At 69.3% G+C, this 16,893-nt stretch carries 14 protein-coding genes; 2 read left to right on the top strand and 12 right to left on the bottom strand.

Annotation, left to right across the window (positions count from 1 at the left end; genetic code table 11):
* Positions 1 to 2: 2 nt before the first annotated feature.
* From ACFY6U_RS49810 to ACFY6U_RS49770, 9 genes are all read right to left on the bottom strand, one after another.
* Positions 3 to 1,055, bottom strand: coding sequence for an NADH:ubiquinone reductase (Na(+)-transporting) subunit F (locus ACFY6U_RS49810; protein ID WP_390049441.1), 1,053 nt, complete (start codon positions 1,053 to 1,055; stop codon positions 3 to 5).
* A 78-nt stretch (positions 1,056 to 1,133) separates the two neighbouring features.
* Positions 1,134 to 1,454, bottom strand: a complete 321-nt coding sequence (locus ACFY6U_RS49805; RefSeq protein WP_390049439.1) for a phenol hydroxylase subunit P4 — start codon at positions 1,452 to 1,454, stop codon at positions 1,134 to 1,136.
* A gap of 1 nt (position 1,455) precedes the next feature.
* Positions 1,456 to 3,006, bottom strand: coding sequence for a phenol 2-monooxygenase (locus tag ACFY6U_RS49800; RefSeq protein ID WP_390049437.1), 1,551 nt, complete (start codon positions 3,004 to 3,006; stop codon positions 1,456 to 1,458).
* A gap of 1 nt (position 3,007) precedes the next feature.
* Positions 3,008 to 3,295 carry an MmoB/DmpM family protein gene (locus ACFY6U_RS49795; RefSeq protein WP_095855690.1) on the bottom strand — a complete coding sequence of 96 codons (288 nt, stop codon included), beginning with the start codon at positions 3,293 to 3,295 and terminating at the stop codon, positions 3,008 to 3,010.
* On the bottom strand, positions 3,292 to 4,308 hold the full coding sequence (locus tag ACFY6U_RS49790; protein ID WP_390049435.1) for a hypothetical protein: 1,017 nt from the start codon (positions 4,306 to 4,308) through the stop codon (positions 3,292 to 3,294). Before ACFY6U_RS49790 ends, ACFY6U_RS49795 begins: the two co-directional genes overlap by 4 nt.
* Before the next feature lie 51 nt (positions 4,309 to 4,359).
* Positions 4,360 to 4,758, bottom strand: coding sequence for a hypothetical protein (locus tag ACFY6U_RS49785; RefSeq protein ID WP_361196377.1), 399 nt, complete (start codon positions 4,756 to 4,758; stop codon positions 4,360 to 4,362).
* 213 nt (positions 4,759 to 4,971) lie between these two features.
* Positions 4,972 to 6,129, bottom strand: a complete 1,158-nt coding sequence (locus ACFY6U_RS49780) for an acyl-CoA dehydrogenase family protein (protein WP_390049433.1) — start codon at positions 6,127 to 6,129, stop codon at positions 4,972 to 4,974.
* A 161-nt stretch (positions 6,130 to 6,290) separates the two neighbouring features.
* A complete protein-coding gene (locus tag ACFY6U_RS49775; RefSeq protein ID WP_390049431.1) occupies positions 6,291 to 7,196 on the bottom strand; it encodes a LysR family transcriptional regulator in 906 nt (301 codons plus the stop codon).
* 63 nt (positions 7,197 to 7,259) lie between these two features.
* A complete protein-coding gene (locus ACFY6U_RS49770) occupies positions 7,260 to 8,426 on the bottom strand; it encodes a PucR family transcriptional regulator (RefSeq protein ID WP_390049429.1) in 1,167 nt (388 codons plus the stop codon).
* A gap of 153 nt (positions 8,427 to 8,579) precedes the next feature.
* Here ACFY6U_RS49770 and ACFY6U_RS49765 point away from each other — a divergent pair, with 153 nt between their 5' ends.
* Positions 8,580 to 10,073, top strand: a complete 1,494-nt coding sequence (locus ACFY6U_RS49765) for a long-chain fatty acid--CoA ligase (RefSeq protein ID WP_390049427.1) — start codon at positions 8,580 to 8,582, stop codon at positions 10,071 to 10,073.
* A 92-nt stretch (positions 10,074 to 10,165) separates the two neighbouring features.
* Here ACFY6U_RS49765 and ACFY6U_RS49760 read toward each other — a convergent pair whose 3' ends face one another.
* Entirely contained in the window at positions 10,166 to 12,511 is a 2,346-nt protein-coding gene (locus ACFY6U_RS49760; RefSeq protein WP_390049425.1) for an ATP-binding protein, read from the bottom strand.
* A 54-nt stretch (positions 12,512 to 12,565) separates the two neighbouring features.
* On the opposite strand from ACFY6U_RS49760, the gene ACFY6U_RS49755 reads away from it, so the two are divergent.
* A complete protein-coding gene (locus ACFY6U_RS49755; protein WP_390049485.1) occupies positions 12,566 to 13,039 on the top strand; it encodes an IclR family transcriptional regulator C-terminal domain-containing protein in 474 nt (157 codons plus the stop codon).
* Between the two features lie 262 nt (positions 13,040 to 13,301).
* On the opposite strand, the gene ACFY6U_RS49750 is transcribed toward ACFY6U_RS49755, so the two are convergent.
* A complete protein-coding gene (locus tag ACFY6U_RS49750; protein WP_390049423.1) occupies positions 13,302 to 14,057 on the bottom strand; it encodes an SDR family NAD(P)-dependent oxidoreductase in 756 nt (251 codons plus the stop codon).
* Positions 14,058 to 14,286: 229 nt separating this feature from the next.
* Positions 14,287 to 16,881, bottom strand: a complete 2,595-nt coding sequence (locus ACFY6U_RS49745; protein ID WP_390049421.1) for an alpha/beta hydrolase fold domain-containing protein — start codon at positions 16,879 to 16,881, stop codon at positions 14,287 to 14,289.
* Positions 16,882 to 16,893: the final 12 nt, after the last annotated feature.

Below are 16,893 nucleotides of genomic sequence, written 5' to 3'. Positions count from 1 at the left end.
CCTTATCGGCGGATGAGCGGACTGCGCACGACGTGCGTGCCGGCAGCGCGGTCTGCCGCGTCGAAGAAGTCCTCCCGGTAGATGTCGCGTGGGAAGAGGCGTGCCTTCATCAGGGCCTTCAGCGTGTCGGCGACCATGGCGGGGCTGCCGCAGACGTAGGCCACGTGGCCGGAGGCGCGGGGGTAGTCCTCGGCCAGCAGGGCGGGGACTCGCCCGCTGCGGCCCTGCCAGCTGTCGCGGGAGAGGGCGGGGCGGTAGGTGAACCAGTCGTGCTCCGCCTGAAGCGTCTCGAACCACTCCCGGTCGTAGAGGTCGTCCTGGGTGGCGACGCCGTGGTAGAGCACCACCTCGCGCTCGATGCCGGTCTCGACCAGGTGCCGGAGCATCGACACCATCGGGGCGAGACCGGTTCCGCCGGCCAGCAGCAGAACGGGTTCCTCGCGCAGCGGCCGGAAGGAGAACTGGCCGTACGGACCGGAGAGTGTGACCCGCTCCCCCGCACTCAGAGTCTTGAAGATCCAGCCGTCGGTGCACACCCCGCCCTCGGAACGCTTGATGTGCAGTTCGATACGGCCGCCGTCGGCGGGGCTGCCGGCGATGGAGTACGGCCGCTGCTCGTCGCCGGGCACGTCCAGCAGGACGTACTGTCCCGGGTTGAACGCCAGCGGCTCGTCCAGCGTGATGACGACCCGCCGTACGTCCGGGGCGATGTCCTCGACGACGGTCACCTGGCCCGCCCGGTCCCGCACCGGGTGGATGTCCACGCCCTCCTCGACGTCCACCTCGCCCTCCACGACGAGATCACCGCGGGGGCAGGCCACGCACAGCAGTGCGCAGCCCTCTTCACGTTCGCTCTCCAACAGCGCGTACGGGGAGGCGTCACCGAGGTCGGCGTCGCCCTCGAGGATCTGTGCCTTGCAGGTGCCGCAGGTGCCGTGGGTGCACGCGTGTGGCAGCCAGATGCCCTCGCGCAGGGCGGCGTCCAGCACCGTCTGGTCCTCACGGCACTCGATCTCCGCGCCGAGCGGCTCGATGCGGACGGTGTGAGTGGTCACTGCGATTCTCCCTTGCCGGACCCGCGAGTGCGGGACTTCTCGGGCAGCGCCCGCACTCGCGGGTGGTCGGGTGGCCGCTCAGGCCTCGAAGCTGAGCAGCGTCTTGTGTCCGATGCCGAGGTCGGCCAGCGACTTGTCCTGTCCGCCGCAGAGCGGTTCGTCGAACAGCCGCCAGTCGGTGACCGATGCCGGGTCGAAGTGGGGGTCGGACGCGGCCCAGGTGTGCACCATCGAGGTGACGAACTCCGCGAACGGCATGTTCTTCGGTACCCGGAAGCAGGCGGCCGAGCAGAACAGCGGGTTGCCCCGCCAGTGCACGTAGACCAGCTGGTCGTCGCCGAACACCTCGGCGCGGTCGGCCGACGGGAACTCGTAGTCGTACAGCGCCTTGACCGTCATCTCACACCGCCTTGCCGTCGCCGTCGCCGTCGCTGTGCCATGCGGCCCAGGCGAGCTGGTCGGGGGAACCCGTGTACTCGCCGTTGTCGCCCTCCTGGATGCCGTACCAGGCGAGAACGTCGGGCACGGTGGGGCCGCCACAGTTGCCCTGGTAGATCTGGTGGACGGGGAGCCAGGCCTGGACGTACTTCTCCGGCTCCCGTTCGAAGATCCACTGGCAGCCGTCGCTGCAGGTGTGGAAGGTCTCGTCGCGGAAGGTGCTGCGTCGGAAGGAGATCCGGGCCGGATTTCCGGGCTCGGTGAAGGCCATCGGTACCTGGCAGACCTGGCACAGCTGCGGCAGTCCCTGGAAGAACACCCGGCCGCCGTCGGCCTCGATCTTGCGGTGCTTCTCCCAGACCGGCCGGTAGACCTGGTCGAAGGAGTTCGGGTACTGCTCGGCGAGCCACTTCATGTGGGCCTCGTCGGGCGTCTTGGTGGTGAAGGCGGCGGCGAACGAGAAGTTGTGCAGGATCTTGTACACCTGGTGCGAGAGGTGGTCCTTCTCGGCGATCGCGTCGCTCACGTGCCGGGGCGGCTGGATGCCGTAGTACTCCAGGTCGGGGAAGAGCCCGCCGAGCATCTGCTCCTCGAAGTACAGCTCGAATGCCTCGCGCCAGCTCATCACCGGCTTGGGAAGCATGTAGTCCATCATCCCCGCGACCAGCGCGGACATCCGGTACGCCCGCCAGAACCACTTGTCGATCCAGTCCTGGATGATCGGCACGTTGCCCTCGTCCTGCTCCAGCAGGAACTTGATGGCCTCCAGGCCCAGGGTCATGTGCCGGCTCTCGTCGGACTGGGCGGAGAAGCCGAACGACATGGTGGGCATGTCGCCGTTGAAGCTGGCGCCGCTCATGAACGGCACGAACAGCAGGTTCGTCAGCAGGTACTCGAAGCTGAACGAGATGGAGATGAGGAACTCGAACGGCCCCGCGGTCATCGCGTCGTCGAAGAGGGACTTGGGCACCGACAGGTACCAGACCCGGTCGTGCATCTTCGACCAGCTGTGGAAGCCGCCGTAGTACTTGTTGTAGTTGCTGATGGTGTGGATCTGCGTCTGACAGTGGCGCAGTTCGTCCACGCTCTGGCACAGCGCCGCGAACCGGGGGGCGGGGCCCTCAAGGTGGCGGGCCAGGTAGGCGAAGTGGCGGTGCGCGGCGTATTCCAGGGGCGTGACGCCCTGGATGAACAGCTTGATGGCGTTCAGGTAGCTGGCGTCCGACAGCGACAGGTGCCCCTGACTCTGGGCGAAGCCGTCCAGCACGGCGTACAGCCGCTTGTCCTTCTCGGCCTGGTACTTGTAGTAGGCGTCCACCGTCAGCCGGAAGGGATCCTGCCAGCCGTCCCAGTCGTGGATCTTGATGCCCTCGTAGCGGGTGTGCGGAAAGAGCTGCTCACGGTCGACGTAGCCCGGCTCCCAGTCCAGGTCGCGGGTGAGCAGCGCGTAGCGTTCCTTGAGCGGCAGCTTGCGGGCCGGCTTCGAGGCGGCCTTCTTCGTCGGCACGCTCATGTCAGTGCTCCCAACTCACGATGATCCGGTCGTCGTCCCACTCGGAGAAGTTGCCGGTGTAGGAGACGATGGCCAGTTGGAACTCGCCGGTCTCCCACTCCCGCCCGAGGCGGGTCTCGACGCTTTCGCGGTTGATGACGATCCGGCCCGCCGCCTGCAGCTTGACGAGGCCGGGAAGGTGACGGAGGGTCAGTTCGGGGTTGTCGTCCTTGATCGCCTCGATCAGGGCCCGGTTCTCCTCGGACTCCTGGAGGTCGATGGCGACCTGGCGCAGTGTTCCGGTGCTCATGCGGCGCCTCCGGTGGTCTTGGTCCATGCGGTGGCGTGGGCATCGGCGAGCTCGCCGAGCGCCGCGGCGCTCGCCGCCTGCGGGAGCGCCTGGTCGATCACCTCGGCCAAGGCCGCGACCGCCTCGCGCGCCCGGTCGGCCCAGGTGGCGGCGATCCGGGTCAGAACGGCGCGGTTGTCCTCGCCGCGTTCCGGGTCGTTCGCCCAGCAGGTGAGCAGCGCGTCCAGCCACTTGCGCTGGTCGGCGTACCACGTGGCCAGGTGCTGTGCGACCAGGCTGTACGCGCCGGCCCCGCCGAGCAGCGCGGCCTCGTCGAGGTGCTGGTACAGCAGCGGGTAGACGAGTGAGTCGACGAGGTCAACGGCCAGCAGGCCCCCGGCCCAGTCCTCGACGACCATGATCTCCTCGGTCAGGCGGCGCAGTGGCTGGAGGTGCTCGCCGTCAAGCCATTGCCGCTTGGCCTCCTTGAGCGCCTCGGCGGTGCCGCCGCCGGCGGCGATCCCGGCCCGTGAGAGCATCTGCGCGTTGCCGATCCGGTCGAACGCTGCGAAGGTGCAGCACTGCTCCAGGGAGGTGCCGTAGGCGAAGCGGGCGCCGGAGACGCTCACCAGCTGGGCCCCGGACTCGTAGTGCCTGAGCGGGACGACCACCGAGGTCAGGACCGTGTGCCACGCCTCGGGCAGCTTCGCGAGCAGGTCGCGCGCCTCCAGGTAGCCCAGCGTCTTGCCGAACTCGTCGTGCAGCGCGGCCCGTTGGGTCACGTACGGCGTGTAGTAGTACTGGCGCGGATCGGTGTAGCTGTACGGATCCGTCAGCCGCAGGGCGGAGAACCGCTCGTCGTACAGCTCGCGGTCCTGCGCCCAGGTGGGCCGGTAGTGGAAGTTCTCCCTCGGCTCGACGTCGAGTGTCGCTTCGAGATAGCGGCTCGCCGGCTGGTCGCCGAGGCGGTCGATCACGTTCTGGTAGGTCTGGCGCCTCGGTTCGAGGACCCGGTAGCGCAGTTCGTATTGCACGAGCTTCTCCTGACGGGCTTCATCGGCATCAGGGACGGTTGCCGCGCTGTTTCAGCGGCGTACGGAGGCGGCGATCAGGCCGAGCAGGAGTGCCTGAAGCTCGTCCTCGCTGGTGAGCCGGCGCGGTCCGTCGTCCGGGAGACCGGGGGCGGTGAGCCGGGCGACGGCGGTACGGCCGGACACGGCGGTCTCCACCCGGGCTTCGGCTTCGCCGCAGCCGATGGTGAAGGAGAGGCTCCCGGGACCGGTCTCGTCCGCCAGGGTGAAGGCGGTGCCGTGGTCCCGGAGGACCGCGTTCGCCTCACAGACCAGCTGCTCGGCGAGGGACCGGACGACGACCTGCGTGTCGGTGACGACCGCCACCGGGCCGGCCTGGCTCGGCTCGGTCTCCGGCACGGGCGGTGGCGCCCCGTCGAGCAGGGACATCACGGAAATCATGAACGGCGTCATCGGGCGCTCCTTGGTCCGAGCCGACGTCCGCCGGGCCGCTCGGGCGGTGCGCCACTGCCGCGGCCTGCGGTTGCTCTGAGTGTTACAGCGCCGCAATGACGTGTGAAATATCGATTACTAATGGATTGATATCCGAGGCGTCACGTTCAGGAGACGTCCTGCTCGATCCACTCGACGTCGAGCCGGTCGAGCAGGGACCGGAGTGCCTGATGCCTACAGACCCATGTCCTTGGCGATGATCGTCTTCATGATCTCGTTGGTGCCGCCGACGATCCGGTTGACGCGGTTGTCGGCGTACAGGCGGGCGATCGGGTACTCGTTTATGTAGCCGTAGCCGCCGTGCAGCTGGAGGCAGCGGTCGATCACGCGGTGGGCGACCTCGGTGCAGAACAGCTTTGTGCTGGCGGCCTCGGCGGGGGTCAGCTCGCCGGCGTCGAGCGCCTCCGTGGCGCGGTCGGCCACGGCCTCGGCCGCGTCCACCTCGGCCTTGCAGGCGGCCAGCTCGAACTTGGTGTTCTGGAACGTGGCGACCGGCTTGCCGAAGACGACCCGATCCTGCACGTACTGCTGGGTGAACCGGATGGCGGCCTTGGCCTGCGCGTACGCGCCGTAGGCGATGCCCCAGCGCTCGGAGGCGAGGTTGTGGCCGAGGTAGTAGAAGCCCTTGTTCTCCTCACCGAGGAGGTCCTCGACGGGCACCTTGACGTCGACGAAGGCCAGCTCGGCGGTGTCGGAGGTCTTCATGCCGACCTTGTCGAGCTTGCGGCCGACCGAGTAGCCCTCGGACTTGGTGTCCACCACGAGGAGGGAGATGCCGTGGCGGCGGTCCTCGGCCGTCGGGGCGGCGGTGCGGGCGCAGACGATGACGCGGTCGGCGTGCACACCGCCGGTGATGAAGGTCTTGGCGCCGTTGAGGACGTAGTGCGTGCCGTCCTCGCTCAGCTTGGCGGTGGTCTTCATGCCGGCCAGGTCGGAGCCGGTGCCCGGCTCGGTCATCGCGATGGCCCACATCTCCTCACCGGAGACGAACTTGGGCAGGTAGCGCTTCTTCTGCTCGTCGGTGGCGAGCATCTTGATGTAGGGCAGGCAGAGGTTGACGTGGACGCCGGACCCGCCGAAGGTGACACCGGCGCGCGCCGTCTCCTCGTACTGGATGGCCTCGAACTTGGGGGTGTGCAAGCCCGCGCCGCCGTACTCCTCCGGCACGTTGATCCCGAACAGGCCCAGCTCGGCGAGCTTGTAGTAGAACTCGCGCGGCGCCTGGCCGGCGGCGAGCCATTCGTCGTGGACCGGAACGACCTCGGCTTCGATGAAGGCGCGGAGGGTCTCCCGGAACGCCTCGTGATCTTCCTTGAATACCGTACGGCGCACGGACATGCTCCTTCGTTACGGCTCGCAACCAGCGGAGACCAGCGGACCGGCGAGCACACAGAGGGGACCAAGCTCTGACTAAGCGCTTGCTTTTGCGAGATTACCGGTCGGCCATCGTGTCAGTACAGAGACCCACGACACGTCAGAGCAGGTCCGAGCCGTCAGCGGGCGGCAGGTCGGCCGCCGCCCAGCAGCCACCGCAGGCGGGGCACCACCCGGGCGAGCAGCGCGGAGTCCTCGCCCGCTCGGGTCGCGACGGCCAGCTCGACCTCCTCGGTCGTGCCCGACAGGGGCCGGTATGCGGCCCCCGTGATGTGCAGGTGCCGCACCGAGGCGGGCACGAGCGCGACGCCGAGCCCGCCGGCGACAAAGGCAACGAGAGTCGAGGTCTCGGCCACCTCCTGCACTGCCGAAGGACGGAAGCCCGCTCGCTGGCAGGCATCGAAGACGGCGTCGTACACCACCGATCGATGCTGGGAGGGGTAACAGATGAACGGTTCGGTCTGCAGCTCGGCCAGCGGCACGCTCTTCCGGTCGGCGAGTTCGTGCCCCTCCGGCAGCACGGCGATGAGCGGTTCCCGACGGAACACCAGGACGTTCAGCTCGGGGTCGCGTACCGGGGGGCGCAGGAAGGCGATGTCCAGGGACCGGTCGTGCAGCGCTTCCACCTGGCGTGGTGTCAGCATCTCCCCCTTGAGCTCCAGCTCGATCCCCGGGAACTCCTCGCGCAGCGCGCGGGCCACCGTCGGCAGCAGCTCGTACGTCGCCGAACCGGTGAACCCGATGGCGACTTTGCCGACCAGGCCGGAGGCGACGCGCCCTGCCTCGTCCGAGGCGGCGTCCACCGCGGCGAGGATGCCGCGCGCCCGCTCCAGGAACCGGGCACCGGCGGGTGTGAGTTCGACCCGGCGGGTCGACCGGGTCAGAAGTTGTACGCCGAGTTCCGTCTCCAGCTGTTTGATCTGCTGCGACAGCGGAGGCTGGGCTATGTGCAGACGTTCCGCGGCGCGCCCGAAGTGGCACTCCTCGGCAACGGCGACGAAGTACCGGATGTGCCGTAGTTCCATGCTGGGGAGCATAGGTGGGCACTTGACGCCTTCTCTCCGATGCTCCTGGCCCGTACAGGCTCATCAGCGAGGAAGGGCACGCAAGGCCTCAAGCGCCAGCCCCAGATCGGCCAGGGTGCGGGGATCGGACAGGGGGCGACCGATCAGTTCCTCCACCCGGCGCAGCCTGTAACGGACGGTGTTCGGATGCAGGAACATGCGCTCTGCAGTGTCCGGCGCCCGACCGCCCGCGGCGAACCAGTGGCCAAGAGTCTCCAGGAGACGCGTCCGGTCCTGCGGGGGCAGAGCGAGCACGGGTTCCAGGACGAGGCGCGCCAGGCGTGTCGCCTCCTCGGGCGCCGCCGCGACGACCATAGCCAGCGGACGGTCGTCGAAGCGGGCCACGCCCGCCGACTCCCCGGGCAGCCCGGTGAGCGCCAGCCGTGCGCACCGCAATGCCTGGGGGGTGTCGCTGAGTGAGTCGAAGACAGGGCTGATCCCGACCCGGGCGCGGCGCCGCCGCAGGGTCCGCAGGCTCAGCGTCTCGGCGTCCGGCACGGCGAGGGACAGGAGGCCGATCTGCTGATCCGGCAGCAGCCGCCAGGCCGAGGACACTTGGGCCTCGCGCAACGCCGCCTCGATCCCGGGCAACGGTTCCTCCCTCGCTCCGGGAGCCGTGGCCACCACCACCGCATACGGTCCCTCCTGGGGCAGCCCGAGATGGCGAGCCGCGTCGTCGAGGCCGACACGGTCCGCGATGTCACCCCTGCACAGGGCCTCGACCACTGCTGAACGTCTCGCCTCCCGCTGCCGACTCAACTCGGCGGAGGTCTCCCGGTATGCGGTGGCGAGCACCTCCGCGTATCGGCCGAACAGCACCCAGATCTCCGAGGACCCGGCTGCGAGCTGCGCCTGATCGATCTCGGGGTGCTGCCGGGCCTCGTCGAGGATCTGCGCCCAGAGGGAGTCGAACGCGGTCCGGTAGGCGTGCAGCGTTTCCGCCAGCGGGACGCCTTGCTCGGCGCGGATCCGCCCGGTCTCGCGTGCCGGGTGTACGTCGGGCTCGCTGCCCTCGGCCAAATACGCCAGGACGACGCGCGCATTGCTTTCGAGGGAAAATCGAAGCGATTCCCTGGGAACAACCGAATCATCGGCGTAGGAATCAACCTCGGCACGAATGCGCACCGCCAACGCCTCACTGATTTCTTGAAGGCGCTCCTGCAGCACCGAAGCGACACCGGAGAGGTCCATCTCCGCAGCTTATGGCGGTGTCCTTGTTCCTGGGAACAAGTAGTCCACAGCGATGCTGTATGTGCTGCCATAGACGCTCCTCATTACGGGCGGCAGCATGCCCCCAAGCATCGCTGGGACGCGCGGTGCACGTAGTCGCAAGAGGAGACAGGCATGCCCAATCTCGCGGAGTTCCTGGTGGCGACGGCCGCCCGACAGCCGGAGCGCCCGGCGCTGCGGCTGGGAACGGCGACCATCAGCTACGCGGAGCTGGACGAGGCGAGCGCCCGAGTCGCCGCACTGCTGCGCGCCGAGGGGGTCCGGCCCGGCGACCGGGTCGCCCTGATGCTGCCCAGCTCACCCGAGTTCGTCATCCTCTACTACGGCATCCTGCGCGCCGGCGGCATAGTCCTGCCGCTGAACCCGCTGCTCAAGGAGCGGGAGGTCGCCTACCACCTGGGCGACTGCGGTGCCGTGCTGCTCTTCGAGTGGCACGAGGCGCCAGGTGAGGGCGACAAGGGCGCTGCCGCCGCCGGCGTGCGGCACCTGGTCGTCGAGCCCGCCGACTTCGCCGAGCGTCTCGGGCGGCGCGAGCCCGATCGACAGGTCGCCGCGGTCGACGGGGACGACATCGCGGTCCTGCTCTACACCTCCGGCACCACCGGCCGCCCCAAGGGCGCCTCGCTGACCCATGCGAACCTGCGCCACAACACCGAGATCATCGTCACCGACCTGGCCAGGATGAGCTCGGACGACGTGGTGGTGGGCTGCCTGCCGCTCTTCCACATCTTCGGCCAGACCGCCACCCTCAACGCCGCGGTGAAGAGTGGCGCTCTGCTCGTGCTCGTCCCCCGGTTCGACGCGGAGACCGTGCTCGACATCCTCGCTCGTGAAGCTGCCACAGTGTTCGAGGGCGTCCCCACCATGTACGCGGCGCTGCTGCAGCACCCAGCTGCCGCGAACGTCGATGTGCCCACCCTGCGTACCTGCATCTCGGGCGGCGCCGCGCTGCCGGTGGAGATCCTGCACGGCTTCGAGCGCCGCTTCGACTGCACGGTGCTGGAGGGCTACGGCCTGTCCGAGACGAGCCCCGCCGTCTCTTTCTGCAGCCCTGACCGCCTGCGCAAGCCCGGTTCGGTGGGGACGCCCGTCCGCGAAGTCGAGGTCCGGCTGCTGGACGCCGACGGGCGGGAGGTGGCCACTGGCGAGGTGGGCGAGCTGGTCGTGCGCGGCCCGAACGTGATGAAGGGCTACTGGAACCGCCCCGAGGAGACGGCGGCGGCCCTCTCCGACGGCTGGTTCCGCACCGGTGACATGGCCCGGCGGGACGAGGACGGTGACCTGTACATCGTCGACCGCAAGAAGGACCTGATCATCCGCGGCGGCTACAACGTCTATCCGCGCGAGATCGAGGAGGTCCTGCACGAGCACCCCGCCGTCGCCCTGGCCGCCGTCGTGGGCGTGCCGGACGACATGCTCGGTGAGGAGGTGGCCGCCGCGGTCGTCCTGCGCCCCGGTACGCAGGCCACGCCGGAGGAGCTGCAGGAGTTCGTCAAGAAGCGGGTGGCTGCGTACAAGTACCCGCGCCGCGTGTGGCTGACCGACTCCCTGCCGACCGGGCCCACCGGCAAGATCCTCAAGCGGGAGATCACCGCATCCAGCGTCTGAGGACAAGGGTTGAGGGCCTCCGAGCAGCTGTGGCGGCTCGGAGGCCCTCACGTCTGCCTGGCGACAGCGGTCGGAGCCGGGTGCGGTCGGCGCTATCCGATCCCGCCCGTACGCCCGGCGAACTGTGCGCGTCGCCGGGCCATCCACGCGGCGATCTGGGCCCGCGAGGTGAACCCGAGCTTGGCGAGGATCCGCTCGACGTGACCGTCGGCGGTGCGCTTCGCGATCACCAGCCGATGGGCGATCTCCCGGTTGGACAAGCCGGATTCGATCAGGGCGGCGACCTCCAGCTCCCGCTTGGTGAGTGGCTCGGTGGCATCGGCGCGCCGGGCCACGGCCGTACTCCCCTCGGCGCCCAGGGCCAGATCGATCACATCCCGCAGGCGCCACAGAGGAACGGAGAGCTCACCACCCCCGGAACCCGGCAGATCGGGCCGCAGGGCGCAGTGGCGTTCCGCGAACTCCGACACCTGCGGCCCGAATGCGGCGATCGACGTGCCGAGGGAACGCCACACTCGCCGTGCCGCCTCGCACAGGGCGGCCGCGCGGTCCACCTCACCACGGTCGTAGGCCACCCAGGCCAGCAGGTCGGTGCACAGAGCGACGCCGATCCCTTCGGACGGGAGCTGAATCCGCAGTGCCGCACGGGCCGATCGCTCCGCCTCCTCCAGGTGGCCCAACGTCCACTCGGCCAGGCCCGCAGCCCAGAGGGAGAAGGCGCGGCCGGACCTGTCTCCATACGTCTCGCACAACGCCACCGTGCTGCGGCTGATCTCCACGGCCTCGGCTGCCCGGCCGGCGCAGGCGAGCGCGGTGGCGAGCATATAGCGAGCGGCGAGTTCCAACTCACGATCACCGCGGTCGCGGTGTCCGTCGACAGCGGTCCGCAAGCCCTGCACCGCGGTGTCTGCGTCTCCGGTGAAGAGCGCCCACAGCGCCCCCCAGTGGGTGGCATGCAACTTCACGCCGGGGTCGTCCAGTTCCTCGGCGAGGTCCGCAAGTGTGCTGAGCCACCGTGCGGCACTGTGGTGGTCCCCCTGGATCAATGCGATCCAGATCATCACCCACACGCCCTCGGCCCGCTCCGGCGACGGCGCGGTGACCGCGGCGAGCGCCGCCTCCATCCGCGTCCGGCCGTCGGCGAGGAACCCTCCGGACAGCCAGTGGTAGCGCAGCCGTGCCATCAGGCGCAGAGCGGCTCGTTCCTCCCCCGGAGTGGAGAGGCTCCACTGCACCGCTGCGACATGGTCCGCGTGTTCCAGGCGCATCCGCTCCAGCAGGGCCTCCTGCTGGGGACCGCACCACTGGTCGAGGACCCACTGGGCCCGGCGCAGCATCACGTCGCGATGTCTGCGCCGCAACTCGTCCGCTTCGCCGGCCTGTTCGGCGTGTTCGGCCGCGATCTCACGGACGGGAGCGAGCAGGCGGTACCGCATGGTGCCGACGTCGCGCTCGGCCAGCAGGATCGACTGCCCGACCAGACGCTCGATGGAATCGACGACGTCGTCGGGGCGCAGTTCGCCAAAAGCACAGGCCTCTTCAGCGAGCTCAAGATCGAAGGTTGCGGGAAACACCGACAAACGGCGCCAGAGGATCTGCGCGGTCTGCGGGCAGAGTTGGTAGCTCCAATCCACCATCGCCCGCAGTGATCCGTGCCGCGGCCGGGACTCGGCATCCGGCGCGGTCAACGACGCCAGTCGTCGGCCGAACCGTTCCACCACCTGCTCGACGGTCAGGGCGCGCAGCTTCGCTGCTGCCAGCTCGATAGCCAGCGGTATGCCTTCCAGCAGTCGGCACAGCTCGACCACGGCCTCAGCGTTGTCCTCGGTGACATCGAACTCGGGATCGACGGCACGCGCCCGCTCCACCAGCAGGCTCACCGACCCGTCCGCGATCAGCTGCGCAGCCGGGGTGGCCGGTTCGGGCACGCTCAGTGGCAGCACCGGCCGCAGCACCTCCCCCTCGACACCGAGGGGTTCCCGGCTCGTGGCCACCACGCGCAGCTGCGGAGCCTCGCGCAGCATGACCGGCACCGCCGCCCGCACAGAATCCAGCACGTGCTCGCAGTTGTCCAGAACCAGCAGCAGTTTGCGGTTGCTCAAGAAGGACAGCAGCTTCTCACGCGGCTGGGTGGCGGACTGATCGTTGATGTCCAAGGCGCTGACCACCGCGGACTCCACCTCCGCGCCCCCTGCACCGATGCTCAGATCGGCCAGTCGGACCAGCCACGCGCCGTCGGGGAAGCCGTTGCGAGCTCGATAGGCCAATTCCAGGGCCAGCCGCGTCTTACCCACACCGCCTGCCCCGACCAAGGTCAGCAGCCTGGATTCCGACAGTGTCCGCTGTGCGACGTCGAGATCGCTCCTTCGCGCGATCAAGCGATTCAGAGACGGACCGACCCGGTTCCCTCCTCGTTGAGGGGCCTGGGCGCTGGTCATGCAGAAATCCTAGGCGAGTCCAACCCGAACACCACCCTCTCGCGGGTCTGATCAATTCTCGCGACCACCCCCAGCAAGCAAAGGCCTGCTCGCAGCATCCACCCGCGACAGCCATCTTGTCCCCGGCCTCAACCCGAGAGTCGGCGGTCCGACATCGCCCGCCGGCTCGGCGTGGCCAAGAGCACGGCGCACCGGCTGCTGACCATGCTGTGCAGCCGCGGCCTCGCGGAAAGGAAGCCGGCCATCCGCCAGGCGAAGCGGCGCCGGCCCACGCACTGCTCCAGCGCCGGCAAAGCCATCGCGGCCTTCGCCCCTGCCCTGGCGGCGGCCCACAGGGCCGCCGGACTCCCGCCCCGCACGGACACCACCCTCTGCACCGCCGCGGACTTCGAGCAGGCGCCGGCCCAGGTGCGCCGCACCGGTTGCCCCACCAACCTCGGTGAGGCGATCGTCGGCGGCGCCGCAGTGGCTGCCCGCGCGCCGGACCGGTCGGGCAGGGCCTGTGCCGCCGTCTCTCTTGTGACGTAAACGTCGGGTTCACCAGGGACGTGGGCCGCCCCGGTCCGATGGGGGATGGTCGCCGCCCGCAGGTCGCCAAGAGCCTCGGCGCCTGACGCCGCCGGTGAGCACGGTTGCCCCACCGAGTGGGTGCTCCGGCGGTGAGTGGCAGTCGGGCCCAGGGCCCGGAGGCCGGCCGTTGCGCGCGGAGGACGAGTCCGCCTTCCTCGTCCCAGACCGGCACGAGCGCCGGGAGCGGGCCGCGCTGGGCGAAATGGACAGATCCGCCCTCTCACAGTCGCCGCACGTTCATTCCCCCGTCGATCACGGTGGCGGTGCCGTTGACGAACGAGGCGCCCTCCGAGGCCAGGTAGGTGGCCAGCGAAGCCACTTCCCCGGGTGTGCCGAGCCGTCCCTGCCCCCGGGTGATCAGATCCTTCAGCGGCGTTCCGGTGGCGGCCTCGAACTCTGTGAAGGCGCGCTCGATCATGGGGGTCTCGATGAAGCCGGGACAGATCGCGTTGGCGCGCACGCCAAGGTCGCGCAGCTCAAGCGCCATCACCTCGGTCATGCGCACGACACCGGCCTTGACCGCCGCGTAGGCGCCGAGCAGGGGGAACCCGACGACGCCGGCCAGCGAAGCGATGTTGACGATCGCTCCGCCGCCGTCCGTCAGCGCGGGAACCGCGTGCTTGTAGACCAGCCAGGTACCCCGCAGGTTGACCGAGTACATCCGATCGAACTCGTCCTCGGTCAGTTCGTGGAGGAGACCGAAGCACTCGACACCGGCGTTGTTGACCAGCACGTCGAGTCCGCCCAGGGCACGCGTGGCCTCGGCGACCGCCGCGGCCACGCTGTCGCCGGAGCGGACGTCGCAGGTGACGCCGACGGTGTCGTGGCCGATCTCCAGAGCTGCCTTGTCGGCCCCCTCGATGTCGGCGATCACGACGCGGGCGCCGGCGGCGACGAACGCTTCGGCGACCGCCCGGCCGATGCCCCGGTGCGCGCCGGTCAGCAGCGCACGCTTGCCCTCCAGAATTCCGGTCATGCTGTTTTTTCCTCTCCGGTCTGCGTAATGGTGTTCGTGCTGTGGTGCCCCGCCCTGCGCACGCCGGACGGTGGCAGGTATCCCTGGCGTGCGATGAGCGACGTCAGAAGCGGCGCTCCGTGGGCATCAAGCGATCGATGCCGCGCGGGGCACAGGCCCCGCCAGGCGCCGGGCAAGCAATCGGCCCCCGTCGTTCACGGCTCGTGTCCCGTGAACTCGCCGGGCCTGCTCAGCCGAGGGTGGCCGCCGCCTTCGCCGTCCCGGCCTCGGCCGAGAGCAGCGGCGCGAGGAAGTCGCGGACGGCGTCCTGGATCTCGGCGGCGCGAGGGATCGAGCCGGAGAGCACGAACGTGGTGTGGATCAGACCGCCGAGGCGCTTGCAGACGGTCGGCACACCGGCTTCCGTCAGCGCTCGCGCGTAGTCCTCGCCCTCGTCACGCAGCGGATCGATCTCCATGGTGACCACGAGTGCGGGCGGCAGGTTCGACAGGTCCTGCGCGTGTGCCGGGGCGGCCCAGGACGACGTCACGTGGGCAGGGTCGCCGAGATACCAGGCCGCCATGCGCCCGCCCAGCTCGGTGGAGATGATCGGGCCGCGCGCGAAGATCCTGCGGGACTCGGTGTCGGCGGTGAAATCGGTGGGCGGAGTGACGAGGACCTGGGCGGCAAGGCGCGGTCCGCCCTCGTCCCTGGTGCGCAGCGCGGCCACCGCGGCGAGGTTCGCACCGGCGCTCTCGCCGCCCACCGCGATCCGCTCCGGGTCGCCGCCGTACTCGGCGATGTTCTCCGCCGCCCAGCGCAGAGCCGCCATCGTGTCGTCGATCGCCGCCGGGAAGGGGTGCTCCGGGGCGAGCCGGTAGTCCGGGGACACGACGAGAGCGCCGAGGCGCCGGGCCAGGGACGCGCAGGGCTCGTCGTACAGGTCCAGGCTGCCGGCGACCCAGCCGCCGCCATGGAGGAAGACGACCACCGGCAGCGGGCCCTCGACCGGCGGCCGGTACAGGCGCACCGTCCGCTCACCACCGTCCGTCGGGTACTGCGTGTCGGTGATGCCGACATCCGAGGGAACCGGCAGTTGCAGGTGCTTGAAGGTCTCGATGGCGCCTCGGATCTCCTCCAAGGAGGACTCCTCGAGCGGCTTGGAACCCATGTTCATCAGGCCGGCGAGGAGGAACACCGCCGCACCGTCGGTCTTGATCGTGTTCGGCAGGTCTCGCGCGTCCCCGTCGAGCGAGAAACCGGCGTACTCGGTCGCCTGGACCTCCGCGCAGATGGTCCGGTACATCGGCGCACCGGTGAACAGCGAGATCGGCCTCCGCGGCTTGCCCGGAATGTTGTCGCCCATGTACCAGGTGACCGCCTTGGGGAACAGCGTCGCATCGGCGACCTCCGCGACCACCTCGTTGTACCGGTCCTCGGCCGCAGCCGTCACCTCGGCCGTCCGGTGCCCGTGCGCGTCCGTATAGGCGATGAGGTCGGCGATGAAGTCGACACTGTCCTCGATGGCGATCGGGTTGTTGAAGAGGGCCGCCGCGCTCTGCGGACCGTTGACGTGGAACAGGTTCGGGAAGCCGTGGTTGGCCATTCCGATGTACGCGCGCTGCCCGTCCGCCCAGTGGTCGGTCAGTTTCCGGCCGCCTCGGCCCATCACGCCCATCCGCATCAAGGCGCCCGCGCCCACGTCGAAGCCCGTGGCGAGCACGATCACGTCGAACTCGTACTCCTCGGCCGTGGTGGCGATGCCCTTCTCGGTGATCCGCTCGATCGGGGTCGTCCGGGCGTCGACGAGACGCACGTGCGGCAGGTTGAACGTCTCGAAGTACTTCGTCTCGAACGTGGCGCGCTTGGCGCCGTACGGGTGCCCCTTCGGAGTCAGCAGTTCCGCGGTCTTCGGGTCCTTGACCCGCTCCCGGATCCGGTCCCGGATGTAGTCCGCCGCCGTCTCGTTGGCGGCCGAATTGAAGATCAGGTCGAAGTAGGTGGACGCGAGCATCCGGAAGCCGCCGCCGTGGTAGTACGTGTCGTACGTCTTGCGGCGTTCCTCGGGGCTGTCCGCCATCGCGGAGCGCGTGGCGCGCGGGTACGCGGCGCCGGCCAGGCTGTTGCGCGACTCCTCCCGCAGCCTCGGGTAGTCGGCGACGGTCTGCTCGAACTCCTCATCGGTGAGCGGACGGTTTCCGAGGGGACAGGCGAAGTTCGCGGTCCTCTGGAACACGGTCAGTTCGGCGACCTGCGGGGCGATCGTCTGGATGACCTGGATACCGGTCGAGCCGGTGCCGATCACGGCGACACGCTTGCCGGCCAGATCGACGCCGTCGGCCGGCCACCGGCTGGTGTGGACGACCGTGCCTCGGAACGTCTCCTGGCCCGGGAAGTCGTTCGGCTTGTTCACCGAGAAGGCACCGGCCGCGTTGATGAAGAACCGCGCGATGGTGACGCCGCCGTCGTCCGTACCGACAACCCAGCGCTGAGCGGCTTCGTCCCAGACCGCGGACGTGACGCGCGTGCTGAACCGGTAGCTGCGGCGCAGGTCGAACCGGTCGGCCACATGCTCCAGGTAGGCCAGGATCTCCGGCTGCGCGGCGTACCGCTCTTTCCAGCGCCACTCCCGCTGCAGGTCCTCGTCGAAGGAGAAGGAGTAGAAGATGCTCTCGAAGTCGCAGCGCGCGCCGGGGTACCGGTTCCAGTGCCAGACGCCGCCCGGCCCCGAGGCCGCCTCGAAGGACTGAACCGACAGGCCCTGCTGGTTGCGAAGGCGGTGGGTGGCGTAGAGGCCGGAGAAGCCGGCACCCACGACGACTGCGTCGACATGTGTTTCGTTCATGTGCCGACTCTG

Source organism: Streptomyces sp. NPDC013157 (assembly GCF_042899865.1).
In the GTDB taxonomy this organism is placed as follows: Bacteria; Actinomycetota; Actinomycetes; order Streptomycetales; family Streptomycetaceae; genus Streptomyces.
The sequence above is the reverse complement of the archived record's forward strand: the minus strand, read 5'-3'. Positions and strand labels throughout refer to the sequence as shown.

What these genes read in the sequence shown, in the direction of transcription:
- ACFY6U_RS49770 (WP_390049429.1), bottom strand. Translation starts at nt 8,426, where the DNA reads ATGGACCTCTCCGGTGTCGCTTCGGTGCTGCAGGAGCGCCTTCAAGAA.
- ACFY6U_RS49765 (WP_390049427.1), top strand. Translation starts at nt 8,580, where the DNA reads ATGCCCAATCTCGCGGAGTTCCTGGTGGCGACGGCCGCCCGACAGCCG.
- ACFY6U_RS49775 (WP_390049431.1), bottom strand. Translation starts at nt 7,196, where the DNA reads ATGGAACTACGGCACATCCGGTACTTCGTCGCCGTTGCCGAGGAGTGC.
- ACFY6U_RS49785 (WP_361196377.1), bottom strand. Translation starts at nt 4,758, where the DNA reads ATGACGCCGTTCATGATTTCCGTGATGTCCCTGCTCGACGGGGCGCCA.
- ACFY6U_RS49745 (WP_390049421.1), bottom strand. Translation starts at nt 16,881, where the DNA reads ATGAACGAAACACATGTCGACGCAGTCGTCGTGGGTGCCGGCTTCTCC.
- ACFY6U_RS49795 (WP_095855690.1), bottom strand. Translation starts at nt 3,295, where the DNA reads ATGAGCACCGGAACACTGCGCCAGGTCGCCATCGACCTCCAGGAGTCC.
- ACFY6U_RS49805 (WP_390049439.1), bottom strand. Translation starts at nt 1,454, where the DNA reads ATGACGGTCAAGGCGCTGTACGACTACGAGTTCCCGTCGGCCGACCGC.
- ACFY6U_RS49760 (WP_390049425.1), bottom strand. Translation starts at nt 12,511, where the DNA reads ATGACCAGCGCCCAGGCCCCTCAACGAGGAGGGAACCGGGTCGGTCCG.
- ACFY6U_RS49800 (WP_390049437.1), bottom strand. Translation starts at nt 3,006, where the DNA reads ATGAGCGTGCCGACGAAGAAGGCCGCCTCGAAGCCGGCCCGCAAGCTG.
- ACFY6U_RS49750 (WP_390049423.1), bottom strand. Translation starts at nt 14,057, where the DNA reads ATGACCGGAATTCTGGAGGGCAAGCGTGCGCTGCTGACCGGCGCGCAC.